Source organism: Pseudomonas shirazica (assembly GCF_015168335.1).
GTDB lineage: Bacteria > Pseudomonadota > Gammaproteobacteria > Pseudomonadales > Pseudomonadaceae > Aquipseudomonas > Aquipseudomonas asiatica.
Genome location: NZ_CP063456.1, coordinates 4,294,130 through 4,313,296 on the forward strand (window position 1 = coordinate 4,294,130; position 19,167 = coordinate 4,313,296).

The following is a 19,167-nucleotide window of genomic DNA, read 5'->3' on the forward strand; positions in this document are numbered from 1 at the left end:
TCGACCTGGCTACCCTTCCCACCTCCAGCCTCCTGCAACTGGGCATCGCCCTGCTGTTGCTGATCGGCGGCGCCGAACTGCTGGTACGCGCAGCCCTGAGCCTGGCCCAGCGCCTGCACGTACGCCCGCTGATCATCGGCCTGAGCCTGGTGGCCTTCGGCAGCACTGCCCCACAAATGACCGTGAGCCTGCAGGCCGCCTACCAGGGCGCGCCGGATGTGGCGGTGGGCAGCGTCATCGGCAGCAACATCTTCAACGTATTGGTCATTCTCGGCCTGGCCGCATTGATCATCCCGCTGCGCGTGTCGCGGCAACTGGTGCGCATGGACATTCCACTGATGATCGTCGCCAGCGGCCTGGTCTACGCGTTATCCGCCAACGGCCACTTGGGCCGGGTCGAAGGGGTGTTGCTGTTGATCGGCCTGGTCGGCTACCTGGCAATGCTCTGGCACCAGTCGCGCCACTACGCCCGCACCTACCCCGCACCGGCAACCGTCATCAGCAGTACCGGGCGCTTCTGGTCGGGCACGCTGCTGCAGGTGCTGGCCGGCCTGGGCCTGCTGAGCCTGGCGGGTCACTTGTTGCTGGAAGCCGCCGTGGAGGTGGCCACCGACCTGGGCCTGTCCGAGCGCATCATCGGCCTGACCGTCGTTGCCATTTGCACCTCCCTGCCGGAACTGGCCGCTGCACTGATCGCCGCCCTGCGCGGTGAACGGGAAATCGCCGTGGGCACAGTGATCGGCAGCAACCTGTTCAACCTGCTGGCCGTGCTGGGACTGACCGCGCTGGTCACTCCCGAGCCGCTGTCGATCTCGCCCAACGCCTTGGCCTTCGATCTGCCGGTAATGCTGGGTGTTGCTGCGCTGAGCCTGCCGGTGTTCTATTCCGGCTACCGCATCACTCGCGCCGAAGGCCTGGTGTTCCTCTGCCTGTACCTGGCCTATGGGCTGCACGTGGCGGCGTTTACCATGGGCATGCCACTGGCCGGCCGCCTGGAGCGGTTGATGCTGTTCTACGTACTGCCGGTGCTCGCCATGGTGTTGCTGTACACCACCGCACGAGCCTGGCGCCGCCAACACTAAGGAAAACAACATGGCTGATAGCAAGAAAACCGGCGAACAGATTCGGCGCCAGGTGATGGGCGATGCATTCGTCGACCGCGCCCTGGGCAATGCCACCGACTTTACCCAGCCGCTGCAGGACTTCGTCAACGAACATGCCTGGGGCAGCGTGTGGGCCCGCGACGGGCTGCCGTTGAAAACCCGCAGCCTGATTACCCTGGCCACGCTCACGGCACTCAAGTGCCCGCAGGAGCTCAAGGGTCATGTGCGCGGGGCGTTGAACAATGGCTGTACGGTGGAGGAGATTCGCGAAGCGCTGCTGCATTGCGCGGTGTATGCGGGGGTGCCGGCGGCGATTGATGCGTTCCGTGCGGCACAGGAAGTGATCGACAGCTATCAAGGCTGACCCAGCCTTTTTCAGGCCCGGCCTCTTCGCGGGTAAACCCGCTCCCACAGGTACTGCACAGGTCTCAGAGCCTGTGGGATCCCTGTGGGGGCGGGTTTACCCGCGAAAAGGCCGGCACTGTGTTACCTACCTGGCCTGGCGAGCCTTCTTCATCTTGAAGGCCACCCACAGCACCAGGATCCACCCCGGAATCAGCATCACCGAGATGCGAATCGGCGGGGTCAGGTACATCACCACCAGGATCAGCACGATGAACGCCAGGCACAGGTAGTTGGTTACCGGGTGCCCCCAGCTTTTGTAGAACGGGGTAATCCCGGCCGCCAGCTTGGCCTTGCGGAACTTCAGGTGGGTGATGCTGATGCTCGCCCAGTTGATCACCAGCGCCGACACCGCCAGGGCCATCAGCAGACCAAAGGCTTCACCCGGCATCAGGTAGTTGATCAGCACGCACAGCCCGGTGGCAAAAGCCGACACACCCAGCGCGGTCAGCGGCACGCCGCTACGGCTTACCTTCAGCAACTGAAGCGGAGCGTCGCCCTGGCTGGCCAGGCCGAACAGCATGCGGCTGTTGGCGTACACACAGCTGTTGTACACCGACAGTGCGGCCGTCAGCACCACGATATTGAGGATGGTCGCCACCAGGTCACTGTCCAGTTCATGGAAGATCATCACGAACGGGCTGCCACCCTGCACCACCTTCTGCCATGGGTACAGCGACAGCAGCACCGCCAAGGCACCGATATAGAAAATGAGGATACGGTACACCACCTGGTTGGTGGCCTTTGGGATGCTCTGACGCGGGTTGTCAGCCTCAGCGGCGGTGATGCCCACCAGCTCCAGGCCACCGAACGAGAACATGATCACTGCCAGTGCCATCACCAGGCCGGTGACGCCGTTGGGGAAGAAGCCGCCGTACTGCCAGAGGTTGGCCACGCTGGCGTCCGGGCCGCCATGGCCGCTGGTCAGCAGCCAGGCGCCGAAACCGATCATGCTGACGATGGCCACCACCTTGACCAGGGCGAACCAGAACTCCATCTCGCCGTAGACCTTAACCTGGGTGAGGTTGATCAGGTTGATCACCACGAAAAAGATCGCCGCCGTGGCCCAGGTGGGAAAGCCGGGCCACCAGTACTGCACGTAGATGCCCACCGCTGTAAGCTCGGCCATGCCGACCAGTACGTACACCACCCAGTAGTTCCAACCCGAAACAAACCCGGCAAACTCGCTCCAGTACTGGTGGGCGAAGTGGCTGAAGCTGCCGGCCACGGGCTCTTCAACAACCATTTCACCGAGCTGGCGCATGATCAGGAAGGCCATCAGGCCGGCAATGGCGTAGCCCAGCAGGACGGAGGGGCCAGCCAGCTGGATGGTCTGGGCAATGCCCAGGAACAACCCGGTACCGATGGCCCCGCCCAGCGCGATCAGCTGGATATGGCGATTCTTCAGCCCGCGCTGTAACCGCTCGGGCGTGCTCTGGTCTTGCATGAAGTGTCCTTTAGCTCAGTGAGGCTGTGTTTTTGTGTTGTTTGCAGTCAAGGATCTAGATCCATCCGCCCCACTGCAAGATGAAAATACCAATGTTGGTGGTGATCGCCGCCATTAGCGTGGTAATCACGATGATCGATGCAGCCAGCTCATGGTTGCCGTTCGCCGCCCGCGCCATGACGTAGCTGGCAGCTGCAGTCGGGCTGCCGATGTACAGGAACAGGATGCCCAGCTCGGCGCCGCGGAAGCCGCATAGCCAGGCTCCAAGGGTACCCAGCAGCGGCAGCCAGACCATCTTCACCAGGCTGGCGTCGATGGCCAGCCTGCCACTGTCGCGCAGTGCCGCCATCGACAGCGTGCCACCGATGCAGATCAGCGCCAGCGGCAGGGTCATCTGCGCCAGGTAATCGCCCGAGGTCAGCAGCCAGTTGGGCAGCGGCACCTGGCCGTAGGCCATGGGCGTGGCCACCAGCACACTGATGATCAGCGGGTTGCTGAAGATGCTCTTGCAGATGCTCCACGGGTCGGATTTCAGGTCCGGGCTGTAAACCGCCAGCACCACTGCCGACAACGAGTTGTACATGAGGATGACCAGGCCGGCGAGTACCGCCCCCAGGGAGATGCCGTAGTCGCCGTAGAGACTGGCGGCCAGGGCCAGGCCGATCACGCCGTTGTTTCCACGGAATGCGCCCTGGGTATAGATGCCCCGGTCGGCCAGCGGGCTGCGCCAGATGGCCATGCCCCAGGCAATGGCGAAGCCGGCCAGGGTGGCGACGATGAAATAGAGAAGGACGCCGGGTTTGACCGCCGTGGCCAGGTCGGCGTGATAGATGCCGAGGAACAGCAACGCCGGCATGCACACGTTGAACACCAGTTGCGAGGCTACACGGTTGAAATTGTCGTCGATCAGGCGGATACGTTTGAGCAGCACGCCCATGAACAGCATGGCGAAGACCGGGGCCGTGATGTTCAACGTCTGGATAAGAAGGGCGAGCATGCGCAAGCGATCCTGGAGGGGTTGCCGTTAGGGGGCTAATGATACGCCAACGGCCGGGACTTGCGGGGATCGCGGGGTGATAAAGAGAAGTTTCTGGCAGTTACGGCCCTTTCGCGGGTAAACCCGCTCCTACAGGTACTGCACAGGTCTGGAGGCTTGTGAATACCTGTAGGAGCGGGTTTACCCGCGAAGAGGCCGGTACTGCCAGTACTGAATCAGCGCCTAACCGGGCGCTTCTGCAGTTTGCGCTGCAAGGTCCGCCGGTGCATGCCCAGCGCCCGCGCGGTGGCCGAGATATTGCCCTCGTGCTCGTTCAGTACGCGCTGGATATGCTCCCACTGCAGGCGGTCGACCGACATCGGGTTTTCCGGCACCAGGCTGTCCAGGTCGGTGTGCTCTGACAGCAACGCAGCCAGCACATCATCGGCATCGGCCGGCTTGCACAGGTAGTTGCAGGCACCGCGCTTGACCGCTTCCACCGCAGTGGCAATGCTCGAGTAACCGGTCAGGATCACCACGCGCATTTCCGGGTCCAGCTCCAGCAGCTTGGGCAGCAGCACCAGGCCGGAGTCGCCTTCCATCTTCAGGTCCAGCGTGGCGTAGTCCGGCAGGTCCTGCTGGGCAAGGATCAACCCTTCTTCGGCAGAGCTGGCGGTACTGACGCGGAAACCGCGGCGGCTCATGGCCCGGGCCATGACCCGGGTGAAGGTGGCATCGTCATCCACCAGCAACAGGTGCGGCAGCTCTTCGCCTTCGACCTGGTTTTCTTCGCTCATCATTCATCTCCTCGCTTGCCATAGGGCAGGCGCAGTTCGGTCAGGGTGCCACCCTGTTCATGACTATAGAGTTTCACCGAACCGCCCGCACGGGTCACGCTGGCCTTGCTCAAGAACAGGCCCAGGCCGAAGCCTTTGCCCTTGGTGGTAATGAAGGGTTTGCCGATGGCCTCGGCGATTGCCGGCGGTACGCCGGGGCCGTGGTCACGGATGCTGATGACGATGTCATGGGTGTCCCAGTCCAGGCGCACTTCAAGGTCGTCGGGGCAGGCATCGGCGGCATTGTTCAACAGGTTCAACAGCGCCTGGGTCAGGTCCGGCGGCGGGGTCAGGCGCGGCACCTGGCCGTCGCGCAAGCGCTGGAAGCGGTAGCTGGCTTCCGGGCGCATCAGGTGCCAACGGTTGAGCGCTTCGTCCAGCCAGGCCGTGACATCCTGCTCCACCACGGCCAGGCGGCGGTTGGCTTCGGCGGCGCGTACCAGCTGTTGCAGGGTTTCCTTGCACAGCTTCACCTGGTCCTGAAGGATCTGCAGGTCTTCCTGCAGCAAGGGGTCGGCGTGGTCCTGGCGCATTTCGTTCAGCAGCACGCTCATGGTCGCCAACGGTGTGCCCAGCTCATGGGCGGCACCGGCGGCCTGGGTGGCCACGGCCAGCAGCTGCTCGTCGCGCAGGCTTTCTTCACGCCGCTCGGAACGCAGTTGCTCCTGGCGGCGCAGCTCTTCGGCCATGCGTGCGGCAAAGAAGGTGATCACCGCCGCGGCCAGGGCAATACTCAGCCACATGCCATACACCTGCATCTTGTCCCGCGCCATCGGCAGGCCTTCGAGCGGGTAGAACTGCACCAGCAGCAGGCTGTAGGCGGTCAGGGCAATGCCGGACAGGATCAGCGAATACAGCCACGGCAAGGTAACTGCGGCAATCGCCAGCGGCACCAGGTAATACGAAACGAACGGGTTGGTCGAACCGCCGGAGTAGTACAGCAAGGCACTGTGGATCAGCAGGTCGCAGGCCAGTTGCAGGGCATATTCCAGCTCGGTAACAGGCAACGACAGGCGCAGGCGCAGGGCCGTGAAGGCGCACAGCAGCGAAGACAAGGCCAAGGTGCCGGCCAGCGACAGCCAGGGCAAAGGCAGCAGTTCGGTCCAGTAGGCGACGCCCACGGAGCCGGCCTGGGCAGCCAGGACCAGGACCCGAATGACGGTCAGGCGCCAGAGGTTCTGGCGAGTAGCAGACAGCGGTTGTACGGCGGCGAGCATGAGCTCTCCTGATGAGTGCTCCAGAAAAATCGGCTGGAGTATACCGAAGCCAGGCGCCTCGCTGCAGCGATGCGGCAAAGCGCCACACTTTGTCACAGGTTCATGATGGCACTTTTGAACCCACTACACTGTTGCCGGTCTGATGGGCCATGCGTGGAATGGATGGCCACAACCCACGCCTTATATTGCCAAGGAGTATCACATGCAAATCCCACGTCGCGGCACCGCCCTGATCCTGTCCTGCGGCCTGCTCGCCAGCCTGCCGGCGCTGGCTGCCGATGAGCCGCGCTACAATCAGGTCTCGCTGCGTGCCGAGGTCAGCAAGGAAGTGGCGCGCGACCTGATGGTCGTTACCCTGTACAGCGAAGCGCAGAACACCGACCCGGGCAAGCTCGCCAAGCAGATCACCGAAACCATGAACAAGGCCGTACAGCAGTCGCGCCAGGTCAAGGACGTGAAGATCAGCCAGGGTAGCCGCAACAGCTACCCGGTATATGACAGCAAGGGCCAGAAGATCACCGGCTGGCGCGAGCGCGCCGAGTTGCGCCTGGAAAGCGCCAACTTCCCTGCCCTGTCGCAGCTGACCGCCGACTTGCTGCAAGAGCTGAAGATGGGGGGCATGGACTTCTCCATCGCCCCGGCCACGCGCAAGGCCAGCGAGGATGCACTGCTCAAGGATGCGGTGGATGCCTTCAAGGCACGCGCGCAACTGGCTACCGAGGCACTGGGTGGCAAGGGCTACAAGGTGGTCAGCCTGAACCTCAACAGCAGCGGTTACCCGCGCCCTTACCTGCGCAGTGCGCCGATGGCGATGAAGGCAATGGGGGCTGATGAGTCGGCACCGGCGCCGGATATCGAGGCCGGGACCAGTGAAGTGAGCATGAATGCCGATGGCCTGATCGAAGTGCAGATGCCTTGAGTTCGCCGGGGGCGCATTGCGCCCCTATCGCCGGCAAGCCAGCTCCCACAGATACACCACAGGTTTCAGCCCTTGTGTTGTACCTGTGGGAGCTGGCTTGCCGGCGATGAGGTCAGTCGAAAAAGCGCAGATTCAGACATTTCCTACGCACCAATAAGGTGCTTCCTACGCCAACCCCGCCTCGAAATATCCCGCAAAAAGCCATCATTTTGCCTACGCAAACGTTTAACTTCTTCGAAAGTTATATCAATGCGACATCCATGTACGCTCGTACCACTTTTCTGGCGCCAACTATCCCTCCGCATATTGCATTGGGAACACCCCCTGCATAAGTATCCGCAGGTCGGCTCACGAGGCCACCTCAATCGAAAAATGACAACAATGAGGCCACCATGCTCAAACACGCAGTCATTCCGTTCCTGCTAGGCGCAGGCTTGCTCTCCGGCGCACCGTCGGCCCTCGCAGCGTCCAACCTGGTGTTCTGCTCCGAAGGCAGCCCGGCCGGCTTCGACCCGGGCCAATACACCACAGGGACTGACTTTGACGCCTCGGCCGAGACCGTGTTCAACCGCTTGACCCAGTTCGAACGTGGCGGCACGGCAGTCATCCCGGGGCTGGCGACCAAGTGGGAAGTCTCCGACGACGGAAAGACCTACACCTTCCACCTGCGCGAAGGGGTCAAGTTCCACACCACCGACTACTTCAAGCCCACCCGCAACTTCAACGCCGACGACGTGCTGTTCACCTTCAACCGCATGCTCGACAAGGACCACCCGTTCCGCAAGGCCTACCCCACCGAGTTCCCATACTTCACCGACATGGGCATGGACAAGAACATCGCCAGGCTGGAGAAGCTCGACGAACATACCGTCAGGTTCACCCTCAACGAAGTCGACGCCGCATTCATTCAGAACCTGGCCATGAGCTTCGCCTCGATCCAGTCCGCCGAATACGCCGACCAGTTGCTCAAGGACGGCAAGGCCGCCGACATCAACCAGAAGCCGATCGGCACTGGCCCGTTCGTGTTCAGCAAGTACCAGAAGGACGCGCAGATCCGCTTCAAGGGCAACAAGGACTACTGGCAACCTGATGACGTGAAGATCGACAACCTGATCTTCGCCATTACCACCGACGCCTCTGTGCGCATGCAGAAGCTGAAGAAGAACGAGTGCCAGGTCACCCTGTTCCCGCGCCCTGCCGACATCCAGCCGCTGAAACAGGACCCCAAGCTGCAGATGCCGCAGCAAGCCGGCTTCAACCTCGGCTACATCGCCTACAACGTGATGGACAAGGTCAAGGGCAGCAACGAGCCCAACCCGCTGGCCCAGCTGAAGGTCCGCGAGGCGCTGGATATGGCCGTGGACAAGAAAAAGATCATCGAGTCGGTCTACCAGGGCGCCGGCCAACTGGCAGTCAACGCCATGCCCCCGACCCAGTGGTCCTATGACGACAGCATCAAGGACGCGCCATTCGACCCTGAAAAAGCCAAGCAACTGCTCAAGGAAGCCGGCATCAAGGAAGGCACCGAAATCACCCTGTGGGCGATGCCTGTGCAACGCCCGTACAACCCCAATGCCAAGCTGATGGCCGAGATGCTGCAATCCGACTGGGCCAAGGTCGGCATCAAGGCCAAGATCGTCAGCTATGAATGGGGCGAGTACATCAAGCGCTCCAAAGGCGGCGAACAGGGCGCCATGCTGATCGGCTGGAGCGGTGACAACGGTGACCCGGACAACTGGCTGGGCACCCTGTACGGCTGCGACGCCATGAACGGCAACAACTTCTCCAAGTGGTGCTACAAGCCCTACGACGACCTGATCAAGCAGGCCAAGGCCACTTCCGACCAGGCCAAGCGCACCGAGTTGTATCAGCAGGCACAGCACATCCTCAAGGAGCAGGTGCCGATCACCCCGATCGCCCACTCCACCGTGTACCAGCCCATGAGCGCCAAGGTGAAGGACTTCAAGATCAGCCCGTTCGCGCTGAACTCCTTCTACGGCGTCAGCGTGGACAAATAGGCTAGCCAAGGCACCCGCCGAGCTGCGGGTGCCCCGCCAACCTCGTCCCCCTCCATGTCGTCCCGCTGCCATCCGCAGCGGGGTCGGCGACCTGTTGCCGCCATTCGTACCCCGAGGCGGCGCAAACAGACGTAAAAGGACTTGCCATGCGCCATACCACCCGAGTTTCCGCTCTGCTGGCCCTGGGCCTGATCAGCCAATCGCCGGCCCTGCTGGCCAACAACCTAGTGTTCTGTTCCGAAGGCAGCCCCGCCGGCTTCGACACTGCCCAGTACACCAGCGCCACCGACAACGACGCCGCCGAACCGATCTACAACCGCCTGGTCGAGTTCGAACGCGGCGGCACTGCCGTGCACCCTGCCCTGGCGACCCGCTGGGAGGTGTCCGAAGATGGCCTGCGCTACACCTTCCACCTGCGCGAAGGGGTGAAGTTCCACAGCAACAAGGCCTTTGCACCGAGCCGCGACTTCAACGCCGACGACGTGCTGTTCACCTTCAACCGCATGCTCGACAAGAACCACCCGTTCCGCCAGGCCTACCCGACCGAGTTCCCCTATTTCATCAGCATGGGCCTGGACAAGAACATCGCCCGTGTCGAAAAGACCGGTCCACTGACCGTGGTATTCACCCTGAACAAGGTCGATGCCGCGTTCATCCAGAACCTGGCCATGAGCTTCGCCTCGATCCTCTCTGCTGAATACGCCGAACAGTTGATGACCAGCGGGCGCCCCAGCGACATCAACCAGCAACCGATCGGCACCGGCCCGTTCGTGTTCCAGCGTTATCAGAAGGATTCGCAGATCCGCTACAAGGGCAACAAGGCCTATTGGTCACCGCAGGACGTGAAGATCGACAACCTGGTGTTCTCGATCAACATCGACCCTTCGGTGCGCATCCAGAAGCTGCGCCGCAACGAATGCCAGGTCACCCTGAACCCGCGCCCCGCCGACCTGCCGGCGCTCAAGGCCGACAGCAAACTGCAGGTGCTGCAACAGCCTGGCTTCAACCTCGGCTATATCGCCTACAACACTCAACACCCACCGTTCGACCGGTTGGAAGTGCGCCAGGCAATGGATATGGCAGTGAACAAGCAGGCGATCATCCAGGCTGTGTATCAGGATTCCGGCCAGCTGGCAGTCAACGCCATGCCGCCAACCCAGTGGTCCTATGACGACAGCATCAAGGACGCCCCCTTCGATCCGGAAAAGGCCAAACAGCTACTGCAGCAGGCCGGAGTCAAGCCGGGCACCGAGATCACCCTGTGGGCCATGCCGGTGCAGCGCCCGTACAACCCAAACGCCAAGCTGATGGCGGAAATGCTCCAGGCCGACTGGAGCAAGCTCGGCTTCAAGGTGCGCATTGTCAGCTATGAATGGGGCGAGTACCTCAAGCGCATGAAAAGCGGCGAGCACGATATCGCCCTGATCGGCTGGACCGGGGACAACGGCGACCCGGACAACTGGCTGGGCACCCTCTACAACTGCGATGCCATCGGCAGCAACAACTACTCGCTGTGGTGCGATCCGCAGTACGACAGCCTGGTCAAGCAGGCCAAGCAGGTCACCGACCGCGCGCAGCGCACCGCCCTGTACCAGCAGGCCCAGCAGCGGCTCAAGCAGCAGGTGCCGATTACCCCGGTGGCACATTCAACGGTCAACCAACCGCTGAGCATCAAGGTTTCCGAATTCAAGGTCAGCCCTTTCGGGCGCAACGATTTTTCCGGTGTGAGTGTTGATTGAGCATTAGCCGGTACCGGCCTCTTCGCGGGTAAACCCGCTCCCACAGGGTTCTCCTCAGGTTCACGAAACCTGTGGGAGCGGGCGCGCCCGCGAAGAGGCCGGCACAGCCAACACAACGCCCCGATTCTGCCCGGTGACCCCGGGCAACCCTGGCAACACCGCAGCAAGAAGCCCGGCCCACAAGGCCAGGCAATAACTAGAAGAACAGAAAGGGAGCTTTAACCTTGAGACTATTCACCTTGACCGCACTGGCTTTATCCATCAGTGCCTTATCCACCGTGACCCAGGCAGACCCGCAAAGCCAGGAATACGTGCCCATCACCCTCAAAGGCAGCAGCGAGCAGGAGCAGGCCAGCGGCTTCGTCGACGGCCAGAGCCTGTCCGGCAGCACCCGCAACTGGTATGCCCGCGAGCGCGCCGCACGCGCCCCGCTGTGGAAGTACTACAAGAGCGACGGCACCCGCCACGACACCCACAGCCGCGAGAACTGGGTGCAGGGCACCATCCTCAACTACAGTTCCGGTTTCACCCAGGGCACCGTCGGCTTCGCCGTCGAAGCCGCCGGTTACAATGCCATCGCCCTGCTGCAGAACCGCGAGGACGTCGCCGGCCCCAACAACCGCACCCTGACCCACAGCGACGGCGACCCGGTCGGCCAGTGGAGCAAGATGGGCCTGGCCAACGTCAAGGCGCGGGTGTCCAACACCACGCTCACCGTCGGCCGCCAATCGGTGGACACGCCGATGATCGCCTACATCGGCAACCGCGCCCTGCCCTCGAGTTTCCAGGGCGCGTTCCTGCACAGTGCCGAATTCGACAACCTGAGCTTCGACCTGGGCACCTTCGACCGCGTCTCGCCACGTACCGAACAGAGCCTCAGCAAGTTCCGCACCGAGTACAGCGCCACTGGCGTGGAGACCGACCGCGCCAGCACCGCCGGCATCAACTACCAGCCGTTCAAGAGCCTGAGCACCAGCCTGTACGCCACCAAGGTCGACGACTTCTGGAGCCAGTACTACTTCGGCGCCAACCATGTGCTCGGTGATAGTGCAGTGCTAAGCCTGAGCACCGGCCTGAACTACTACAAGACCGTCGACGCCGGCAGCAAGAAGATGGGCGATATCGACAACGACACCTACAGCCTGTCGTTCGGCCTGACCCATCAGGCCCACACCCTCAGCGCCTCCTGGCAGCAGGTCAACGGCAACGAGTACTTCGACTACCTGCACGAAACCAACGGCATCTACCTGGCCAACTCGCTGCTGTCGGACTTCAACGGCCCCAACGAGAAATCGCTGCAGATTTCCTACGTGCTGAACATGGCGCCGTACGGCGTGCCGGGCCTGAAGTTCAACCTGTACAACGCCCGCGGCTGGGGCATCGATGGTACCCATTACCGCGGTACCGCCTACGACGTGAACGGCCTGGATGGCGAAACCCACTACGAGTGGGGCTTCGGCACCAGCTACGCGGTACAGAGCGGGCCATTGAAAGACACCAGCATCCGTGCCACCTACACCGCGCACCGCGCCAGCAAGGCCCAGGGCGATGGCAGCCTGGATGAGTTCCGGGTGGTTACCACCATTCCATTCAACATTCTCTGACCGCCGGCGCCACGGCCTGCTTCGCTGCGGGCCGTGGCGGCTACGCTGGAATCAATGCAAGCAGGGAGTTTCAACCCATGCAGAGAGCTTTCATGAAATCGCGGCCACTGCGCCTGGCCCTGGCCGCACTGCTTCTGGGCGGTGCCACGCAACTGGCGGCCAAACCATTGGTGGTGTGCACCGAAGCCAGCCCGGAAGGGTTCGACATCGTCCAGTACACCACTGCGGTCACCGCCGATGCCTCGGCCGAGACGGTGTTCAATCGCCTGGTCGACTTCAAGCCCGGTACCACCGAAGTACAGCCGGCCCTGGCCGAGCGTTGGGCCATTTCAGCCGATGGCCTGACCTACACCTTCCATCTGCGCCAGGGCGTGAAGTTCCACACTACCGACTACTTCAAGCCGACCCGCGACTTCAACGCCGATGACGTCCTGTGGAGCCTCAATCGCCAGCTCGATCCGAACCATCCATGGCATGACAAGACCAGCGTCGGATACCCGTACTTCGAGAGCATGGGCTTTAAGGACCTGCTCAAGTCGGTCAGCAAGGCCGACGAGCACACCGTGGTGATTACCCTTACCCGACCGGAAGCGCCGTTCCTGCGCGACATGGCCATGGGCTTCACCTCGATCTACTCCGCCGAATACGGCGACCAGTTGCTCAAGGCTGGCAAGGCTGCCGAGTTGAACAGCAAGCCGATCGGCACCGGCCCGTTCATCTTCCAGCGTTACAACAAGGATGCCCAGGTTCGCTTCAAGCCCAACCCGGACTATTTCCGCGGCAAGCCACCGGCCGATGCGCTGGTCTTCGCCATCGCTACCGACAGCAATGTGCGCCTGCAGAAACTGCGCGCCAACGAGTGCCAGGTAGCGCTCTATCCCAAGCCCGATGACGTGCCGTCGATCAAGCAGGACCCGAAACTCAAGGTCGAGGAGATCGAGGCCTTGGTCACCGGTTACATCTCGATGAACACCGAACACAAATACCTGAGCGACGTTCGCGTGCGCAAAGCCATCAACATGGCCTTCGACCGCCAGACCCATGTCGACCAGTTGTTCGGCAAAGGCAACGCATTGGTCGGCGTGAACCCGTACCCGCCGACCATGATCGGCTACAACAACGAGAACAGAAACCCACCCCGCGACCTGGCCAAGGCGCGCGATCTGCTCAAGCAGGCGGGCGTGCCCGAAGGTACGGTAATCACCCTGTTCACGCGCAACGGCGGCGGCCCGACCAACCCCAACCCGCGCTTGTCTGCCGAGATGCTGCAGGCTGACCTCAAGCAGATCGGACTGAAGCTGGACATCCGCGTGATGGAGTGGGCCGAAATGCTGCGCCGGGCCAAGAAGGGCGAGGCCGACCTGGTGTCCACCGGCTGGGCCGGCGACAACGGCGACCCGGACAATTTCCTCAGCCCGCTGCTCAGTTGCGATGCCGCCAAAAGCGGCGAGAACTATGCACGCTGGTGCAACCCCAAGTTCCAGGAGCTGATCAGCCGCGCCCGCGAAGTGATCGACAACGACGAGCGTGCAAGGCTCTATAACGAGGCATTGAAAGTGTACGATGACGAACAACCCTGGATCAGCATGGCCCATCCGAAGATGTTCACCGCCATGCGTGACAACGTGGAGGGCTACGTGATCAACCCTCTGACCAACAACAACTTCGCCACAACCAAGGTGAAGTAGAACAACAACGACCGCCGGCAACCCACACGGGAACCGGCGGCACCACCGTAGCGGGCTGATCGCCCCACGGCCTGATGAGGTAACCCCGACAATGTTGAGCTTTATTGCCCGGCGCCTTGGCCTGCTGATACCGACCTTTTTCGGTATCACCTTGCTGACCTTCGCGCTCATACGCCTGATCCCCGGCGACCCGGTGGAAGTGATGATGGGCGAGCGCAGGGTCGACCCCGAAATGCATGCCCAGGCCATGGAGCGCCTGGGGTTGAACAAGCCGCTGCCGGTCCAGTACCTGGACTACGTCGGCAAGCTGGCCCAGGGTGACCTCGGTGAATCGCTGCGCACCCGCGAGAGCGTTTGGAGCGAGTTCCTCACCCTGTTCCCGGCCACACTCGAACTGGCCTTCGCCGCCCTGTTGTTCGCCGGCATCGTCGGCCTGCTGGCCGGGGTGATCGCCGCGCTCAAGCGCGGTTCGCTGTTCGACCACGGGGTGATGGGCATTTCGCTGGCGGGTTATTCGATGCCGATCTTCTGGTGGGGCCTGATCCTGATCATGTTCTTCTCGGTAAGCCTGGGCTGGACCCCGGTGTCCGGGCGCATCGACCTGCTCTACGACATCGAGCCGAAGACCGGCTTCATGCTCATCGACACCCTGCTCAGCGACGAGGAAGGTGCGTTCAAGGACGCGGTGATGCACCTGATCCTGCCGGCCATCGTGCTCGGCACCATCCCGCTGGCGGTGATTGCCCGCATGACCCGCTCGTCGATGCTCGAAGTGCTGCGCGAGGACTACATCCGCACCGCCCGCGCCAAAGGCCTGTCGCCGGCCCGCGTGGTGTTCGTGCACGGCCTGCGCAACGCGCTGATCCCGGTACTGACCGTATTCGGCCTGCAGGTCGGTACGTTGCTGGCCGGTGCGGTGCTGACCGAAACCATCTTTTCCTGGCCGGGCATCGGCAAGTGGCTGATCGAAGCCATCGGTGCCCGTGACTACCCCGTGGTCCAGAACGGCATCCTGTTGATCGCCTGCCTGGTGATCCTGGTCAACTTCGTCGTGGATATCCTCTACGGCCTGGCCAACCCACGCATCCGTCATCAGCGCTGAGGCCTTCGCCATGACTAGCCCGATTCCGAAATCCGTCACGCCGGCCAGCCCGGTGGACCAGAGCCTGCTCTACCCCTCGCCATACAAAGAATTCTGGCAAGCCTTCGCCCGCAACAAAGGCGCGGTGATGGGCCTGGCCTTCATGTGCCTGGTAGTGTTCTGCGCGCTGTTCGCGCCGTGGGTCGCCCCGCACGACCCGAGCGAGCAGTACCGCGAATTCCTGCTGACCCCACCGGTGTGGCTCGAAGGTGGCAGCTGGCAGTTCATCCTCGGCACCGACGAACTGGGCCGCGACCTGCTTTCGCGGCTGATCCAGGGCGCACGGCTTTCGCTGCTGATCGGCCTGTCGTCGGTGGTGATGTCGCTGATCCCTGGCATCCTGCTGGGCCTGCTGGCCGGTTTCTTCCCGCAACTGCTCGGCCCGTCGATCATGCGCCTGATGGACGTGATGCTCGCCCTGCCCTCGCTGCTGCTGGCGGTGGCCATCGTCGCCATCCTCGGCCCAGGCCTGATCAACACCGTGATCGCCATCGCCATCGTGTCGTTGCCATCCTACGTGCGCCTGACCCGCGCCGCCGTGATGGGCGAGCTGAACCGCGACTACGTCACCGCCGCACGCCTGGCTGGTGCCGGGCTGCCACGGCTGATGTTCGTCACCGTGCTGCCCAACTGCATGGCACCGCTGATCGTGCAGGCCACCCTCAGCTTCTCCTCGGCCATCCTCGACGCCGCCGCCCTGGGCTTCCTTGGCCTTGGCGTACAGCCGCCGACCCCGGAGTGGGGCACCATGCTGGCTTCGGCCCGTGACTACATCGAGCGCGCCTGGTGGGTGGTGAGCCTGCCCGGCCTGACCATTCTGCTCAGTGTGCTGGCAATCAACCTGATGGGCGACGGCCTGCGCGATGCGCTGGACCCGAAACTCAAGAACGCCGCCTGAGGAGAACGCCATGTCACTGTTGCAGATCAACAACCTGAACGTGCGCTTCGGCGACACCAATGCGGTACCGGTAGTCGATGGCCTGGACCTGACGGTGGAAGCCGGCGAGATCCTGGCCATCGTCGGCGAATCCGGCTCGGGCAAGTCCGTGACCATGATGGCCCTGATGGGCCTGATCGACGCCCCCGGGCGCATCACCGCCGACTCGCTCACCTTCGACGGCACCGACATGCTCAAGCTCAGCGGTCGCCAGCGACGCAAGGTAGTGGGCAAGGACATCGCCATGGTTTTCCAGGACCCGATGACCGCGCTCAACCCCAGCTACACCGTGGGTTACCAGATCGAGGAAGTGCTGCGCCAGCACCTGGGCCTGAAGGGCAAGGCCGCGCGCCAGCGTGCCCTGGAGCTGCTGAAGAAGGTCGAGATCCCGGCTGCGGAAAGCCGCCTGGACGCCTACCCGCACCAGCTGTCCGGCGGCATGAGCCAGCGCGTGGCGATTGCCATGGCGATTGCCGGCGAACCCAAGCTGCTGATTGCCGACGAACCCACCACTGCGCTGGACGTGACCATCCAGGCGCAGATCATGGAGCTGCTGGTCAACCTGCAGAAGGAGCGCAACATGGCGCTCATCCTGATCACCCACGACCTCGCCGTGGTCGCCGAAACGGCCAGGCGGGTGTGCGTGATGTACGCCGGCCAGGCCGTGGAAGTGGGCCAGGTGCCGGAGCTGTTCGACGTGCCCGCCCACCCCTACAGCGAAGCGTTGCTGGCGGCGATCCCCGAGCACAGCATCGGTGCCGAACGCCTGGCCACCCTGCCTGGCATCGTCCCCGGCCGCTACGACCGCCCCGTGGGTTGCCTGCTGTCACCGCGCTGCCCGTACGTGCAGGACAACTGCCGGCGCCAGCGCCCGCCCCTCGATCCCCAGGCCCATGGCCTGGTGCGTTGCTTCTACCCGCTGAACCAGGAGGTGGCGTGATGGCCGTCGTTCTATCCGCCCGGGAGCTGACCCGGCATTACGAAGTCTCCCGTGGGCTGTTCAAGGGGCACGCCCTGGTCCGCGCGCTGAATGGCGTGTCGTTCGAACTGGAGGCCGGCAAGACCCTGGCCGTGGTCGGCGAATCCGGCTGCGGCAAGTCGACCCTGGCCCGCGCCCTGACTCTGATCGAAGAGCCGTCGTCCGGCTCGCTGCAAATTGCCGGCACCGAAGTGAAAGGCGCCAGCAAGAGCGAGCGCAAGCAACTGCGCCGCGATGTGCAGATGGTGTTCCAGAGCCCCTACGCCTCGCTCAACCCACGGCAGAAGATTGGTGACCAGCTGGCCGAGCCGCTGCTGATCAACACCTCGCTGAGCAAGGCCGAGCGGCGAGAAAAGGTGCAGAAGATGATGGAACAGGTCGGCCTGCGCCCCGAGCATTACCAGCGTTACCCGCACATGTTCTCCGGTGGCCAGCGCCAACGTATTGCCCTGGCCCGGGCAATGATGCTGCAGCCCAAGGTGCTGGTGGCGGACGAGCCGACCTCGGCGCTGGACGTGTCGATCCAGGCCCAGGTGCTGAACCTGTTCATGGACTTGCAGAATGAGTTCAACACCGCCTACGTGTTTATTTCGCACAACCTTGCGGTGGTGCGGCATGTGGCCGATCAGGTGCTGGTGATGTACCTCGGCCGGCCGGCGGAGATGGGGCCGAAAGAAGATATCTACGAAAGGCCGTTGCACCCATATACCCAGGCGCTGCTGTCGGCGACGCCGGCGATTCACCCGGACCCTTTGAAGCCGAAGATCCGCATTGCCGGGGAGTTGCCCAACCCGCTGAACCCGCCGGAGGGGTGTGCGTTTCACAAGCGCTGCCCGTATGCGACCGAGCGGTGTGCCAAGGAGGTGCCGGCGCTCAGGCAGGTGAGTACCCGGCAGGTGGCTTGTCACTATGCCGAGCAGTTTCTTTAGCCTTTAGATTGCCGGGGCTGCTTTGCAGCTCATCGCGACACAAGGCCGCTCCTACAAGGGACCACGATCTCCTGTAGGAGCGGCCTTGTGTCGCGATGGGCCGCAAAGCGGCCCCAATAATTTCAATGCATAAAGAACCAGATCAGGATAATCACCGGAATCGGCACCCCAATCATCCAGAGCAGTATCGAGCGCATGGCCTTTCTCCTTGTTCGATGTTGAACAGACCGGTGCACTCGCCATGCCATCCCTGTCAAAAAATCACTCTCAACCAAATCAACGGCTTACGCCCCAAGCCGCTTGGCAAAACCGTGCAATATGCCGGATCCGCCCCCTTGCAGCTGGGTGTTCTGCAATGCACTATCAGGCTCATGACCGCCACCACCCTCCCCGACGGCCCCGAGCAGACCCCGCTCACCGCCGACACCGTGCTGCGCTACCACCTGTGCTGGAAGCACCGCGACCTCGACGGCGTCATGTCGCTCTACCACCCCGACATTCAGTACCACGACTTTTTCCAGAACCGCGTGCTCGGCTACCAGGAACTGCGCGACTACGTGCGCGCCTGCCTGCCCCATGAAGCCGGCGAAGATATCGTGCACAGCGACCGCATCCGCGTCGACGGCTGTACCGCGTTCATCCAGTACCAGGTCACGGTCCAGGGCGGCGACGGCCTGGTGGCGTTCCAGTCCAGCGAGGCGATTACCGTCAAGGACGGCCTGATCTGGCAGGTCAACGAATATGCCACGCTGGTCCGCCGCAATGGCAGCGGCCACGCCAGCAGTGGCCCACGCCCGGCCACCAGCCGCCTGGGCCTGTCGCCGAGGCAGTTGTCGACCATGGCCCAGGACCTGGAACACTACTTCCAGCGCCAGCGCCCCTACCTGGACCCGGAGCTGGACCTGCAGCAGGTGGCCGACGCCAGCGGCTACAGCCGCAACCAGATCTCCTACCTGCTCAACCAGGTGCTCGGGCAAAGCTTCTACCGCTACGTCAACCAGGCCCGCCTGCAGCACCTGATGGCCAGCCTTGATAACGACAGCATCGAGGCCACGATCGACGAGCTGGCGTTCAATGCCGGTTTCAACTCGTTGTCGGCGTTCTACAAGTGTTTCCGCGAACACACCGGGCTTACGCCCAAGGCGTACCTGAAGCAAATTTCCCTGCGTGCACGCACGTAGGACAGCCGCCCGCCGACACCACTAGGATCGCCCACAGACCTTGACGGATGT

16 protein-coding genes are annotated in these 19,167 nt (G+C 62.9%); 12 read left to right on the forward strand and 4 right to left on the reverse strand.

Translation table 11 applies throughout. From position 1 onward, the window contains the following. Positions 1-38: 38 nt before the first annotated feature. A complete protein-coding gene (locus IMX18_RS19810; protein WP_043935364.1) occupies positions 39-1,082 on the forward strand; it encodes a calcium/sodium antiporter in 1,044 nt (347 codons plus the stop codon). 10 nt (positions 1,083-1,092) lie between these two features. Further along, positions 1,093-1,467: a carboxymuconolactone decarboxylase family protein gene (locus IMX18_RS19815; protein WP_013971059.1), complete on the forward strand. Its 375-nt coding sequence runs from the start codon at positions 1,093-1,095 to the stop codon at positions 1,465-1,467. A gap of 126 nt (positions 1,468-1,593) precedes the next feature. On the opposite strand, the gene IMX18_RS19820 is transcribed toward IMX18_RS19815, so the two are convergent. From IMX18_RS19820 to IMX18_RS19835, 4 genes are all read right to left on the reverse strand, one after another. After that, a complete protein-coding gene (locus IMX18_RS19820) occupies positions 1,594-2,952 on the reverse strand; it encodes an amino acid permease (protein WP_054573150.1) in 1,359 nt (452 codons plus the stop codon). A 55-nt stretch (positions 2,953-3,007) separates the two neighbouring features. Then, positions 3,008-3,949 (reverse strand): AEC family transporter, encoded by a 942-nt coding sequence (locus tag IMX18_RS19825; protein ID WP_015269046.1) that lies wholly within the window; start codon positions 3,947-3,949, stop codon positions 3,008-3,010. A 215-nt stretch (positions 3,950-4,164) separates the two neighbouring features. Next, entirely contained in the window at positions 4,165-4,725 is a 561-nt protein-coding gene (locus IMX18_RS19830; RefSeq protein ID WP_015269045.1) for a response regulator transcription factor, read from the reverse strand. Next, positions 4,725-5,981, reverse strand: coding sequence for an ATP-binding protein (locus tag IMX18_RS19835; protein WP_003257889.1), 1,257 nt, complete (start codon positions 5,979-5,981; stop codon positions 4,725-4,727). The genes IMX18_RS19830 and IMX18_RS19835 overlap by 1 nt, the downstream gene beginning before the upstream one ends. Positions 5,982-6,183: 202 nt before the next feature. On the opposite strand from IMX18_RS19835, the gene IMX18_RS19840 reads away from it, so the two are divergent. The 10 genes from IMX18_RS19840 (at position 6,184) to IMX18_RS19885 (ending at position 19,116) form a co-directional block, all read left to right on the forward strand. Then, positions 6,184-6,900, forward strand: coding sequence for an SIMPL domain-containing protein (locus tag IMX18_RS19840; protein WP_015269044.1), 717 nt, complete (start codon positions 6,184-6,186; stop codon positions 6,898-6,900). A gap of 392 nt (positions 6,901-7,292) precedes the next feature. Next, positions 7,293-8,918, forward strand: a complete 1,626-nt coding sequence (locus IMX18_RS19845) for an ABC transporter substrate-binding protein (RefSeq protein ID WP_102083572.1) — start codon at positions 7,293-7,295, stop codon at positions 8,916-8,918. Positions 8,919-9,064: 146 nt separating this feature from the next. Next, positions 9,065-10,657: an ABC transporter substrate-binding protein gene (locus IMX18_RS19850; protein ID WP_054573151.1), complete on the forward strand. Its 1,593-nt coding sequence runs from the start codon at positions 9,065-9,067 to the stop codon at positions 10,655-10,657. A gap of 224 nt (positions 10,658-10,881) precedes the next feature. Beyond that, complete coding sequence (locus tag IMX18_RS19855; protein ID WP_096009916.1) at positions 10,882-12,261, forward strand: OprD family porin; 1,380 nt, start codon at positions 10,882-10,884, stop codon at positions 12,259-12,261. Positions 12,262-12,338: 77 nt separating this feature from the next. Further along, complete coding sequence (locus IMX18_RS19860) at positions 12,339-13,949, forward strand: ABC transporter substrate-binding protein (RefSeq protein WP_170976269.1); 1,611 nt, start codon at positions 12,339-12,341, stop codon at positions 13,947-13,949. Positions 13,950-14,040: 91 nt separating this feature from the next. Continuing rightward, positions 14,041-15,051, forward strand: a complete 1,011-nt coding sequence (locus IMX18_RS19865; protein WP_012316108.1) for an ABC transporter permease subunit — start codon at positions 14,041-14,043, stop codon at positions 15,049-15,051. Between the two features lie 10 nt (positions 15,052-15,061). After that, positions 15,062-15,988: an ABC transporter permease subunit gene (locus IMX18_RS19870; protein ID WP_015269040.1), complete on the forward strand. Its 927-nt coding sequence runs from the start codon at positions 15,062-15,064 to the stop codon at positions 15,986-15,988. 10 nt (positions 15,989-15,998) lie between these two features. After that, positions 15,999-16,967 carry an ABC transporter ATP-binding protein gene (locus tag IMX18_RS19875; RefSeq protein WP_054573153.1) on the forward strand — a complete coding sequence of 323 codons (969 nt, stop codon included), beginning with the start codon at positions 15,999-16,001 and terminating at the stop codon, positions 16,965-16,967. Then, a complete protein-coding gene (locus IMX18_RS19880; protein WP_015269038.1) occupies positions 16,967-17,935 on the forward strand; it encodes a peptide ABC transporter ATP-binding protein in 969 nt (322 codons plus the stop codon). The genes IMX18_RS19875 and IMX18_RS19880 overlap by 1 nt, the downstream gene beginning before the upstream one ends. Before the next feature lie 371 nt (positions 17,936-18,306). Beyond that, a complete protein-coding gene (locus tag IMX18_RS19885) occupies positions 18,307-19,116 on the forward strand; it encodes an AraC family transcriptional regulator (protein ID WP_085720770.1) in 810 nt (269 codons plus the stop codon). Positions 19,117-19,167: the final 51 nt, after the last annotated feature.

What these genes read in the sequence shown, in the direction of transcription:
- IMX18_RS19875 (WP_054573153.1), top strand. Translation starts at nt 15,999, where the DNA reads ATGTCACTGTTGCAGATCAACAACCTGAACGTGCGCTTCGGCGACACC.
- IMX18_RS19870 (WP_015269040.1), top strand. Translation starts at nt 15,062, where the DNA reads ATGACTAGCCCGATTCCGAAATCCGTCACGCCGGCCAGCCCGGTGGAC.
- IMX18_RS19860 (WP_170976269.1), top strand. Translation starts at nt 12,339, where the DNA reads ATGCAGAGAGCTTTCATGAAATCGCGGCCACTGCGCCTGGCCCTGGCC.
- IMX18_RS19830 (WP_015269045.1), bottom strand. Translation starts at nt 4,725, where the DNA reads ATGAGCGAAGAAAACCAGGTCGAAGGCGAAGAGCTGCCGCACCTGTTG.
- IMX18_RS19825 (WP_015269046.1), bottom strand. Translation starts at nt 3,949, where the DNA reads ATGCTCGCCCTTCTTATCCAGACGTTGAACATCACGGCCCCGGTCTTC.
- IMX18_RS19820 (WP_054573150.1), bottom strand. Translation starts at nt 2,952, where the DNA reads ATGCAAGACCAGAGCACGCCCGAGCGGTTACAGCGCGGGCTGAAGAAT.
- IMX18_RS19845 (WP_102083572.1), top strand. Translation starts at nt 7,293, where the DNA reads ATGCTCAAACACGCAGTCATTCCGTTCCTGCTAGGCGCAGGCTTGCTC.
- IMX18_RS19835 (WP_003257889.1), bottom strand. Translation starts at nt 5,981, where the DNA reads ATGCTCGCCGCCGTACAACCGCTGTCTGCTACTCGCCAGAACCTCTGG.
- IMX18_RS19865 (WP_012316108.1), top strand. Translation starts at nt 14,041, where the DNA reads ATGTTGAGCTTTATTGCCCGGCGCCTTGGCCTGCTGATACCGACCTTT.
- IMX18_RS19880 (WP_015269038.1), top strand. Translation starts at nt 16,967, where the DNA reads ATGGCCGTCGTTCTATCCGCCCGGGAGCTGACCCGGCATTACGAAGTC.
- IMX18_RS19850 (WP_054573151.1), top strand. Translation starts at nt 9,065, where the DNA reads ATGCGCCATACCACCCGAGTTTCCGCTCTGCTGGCCCTGGGCCTGATC.
- IMX18_RS19885 (WP_085720770.1), top strand. Translation starts at nt 18,307, where the DNA reads ATGACCGCCACCACCCTCCCCGACGGCCCCGAGCAGACCCCGCTCACC.
- IMX18_RS19815 (WP_013971059.1), top strand. Translation starts at nt 1,093, where the DNA reads ATGGCTGATAGCAAGAAAACCGGCGAACAGATTCGGCGCCAGGTGATG.
- IMX18_RS19840 (WP_015269044.1), top strand. Translation starts at nt 6,184, where the DNA reads ATGCAAATCCCACGTCGCGGCACCGCCCTGATCCTGTCCTGCGGCCTG.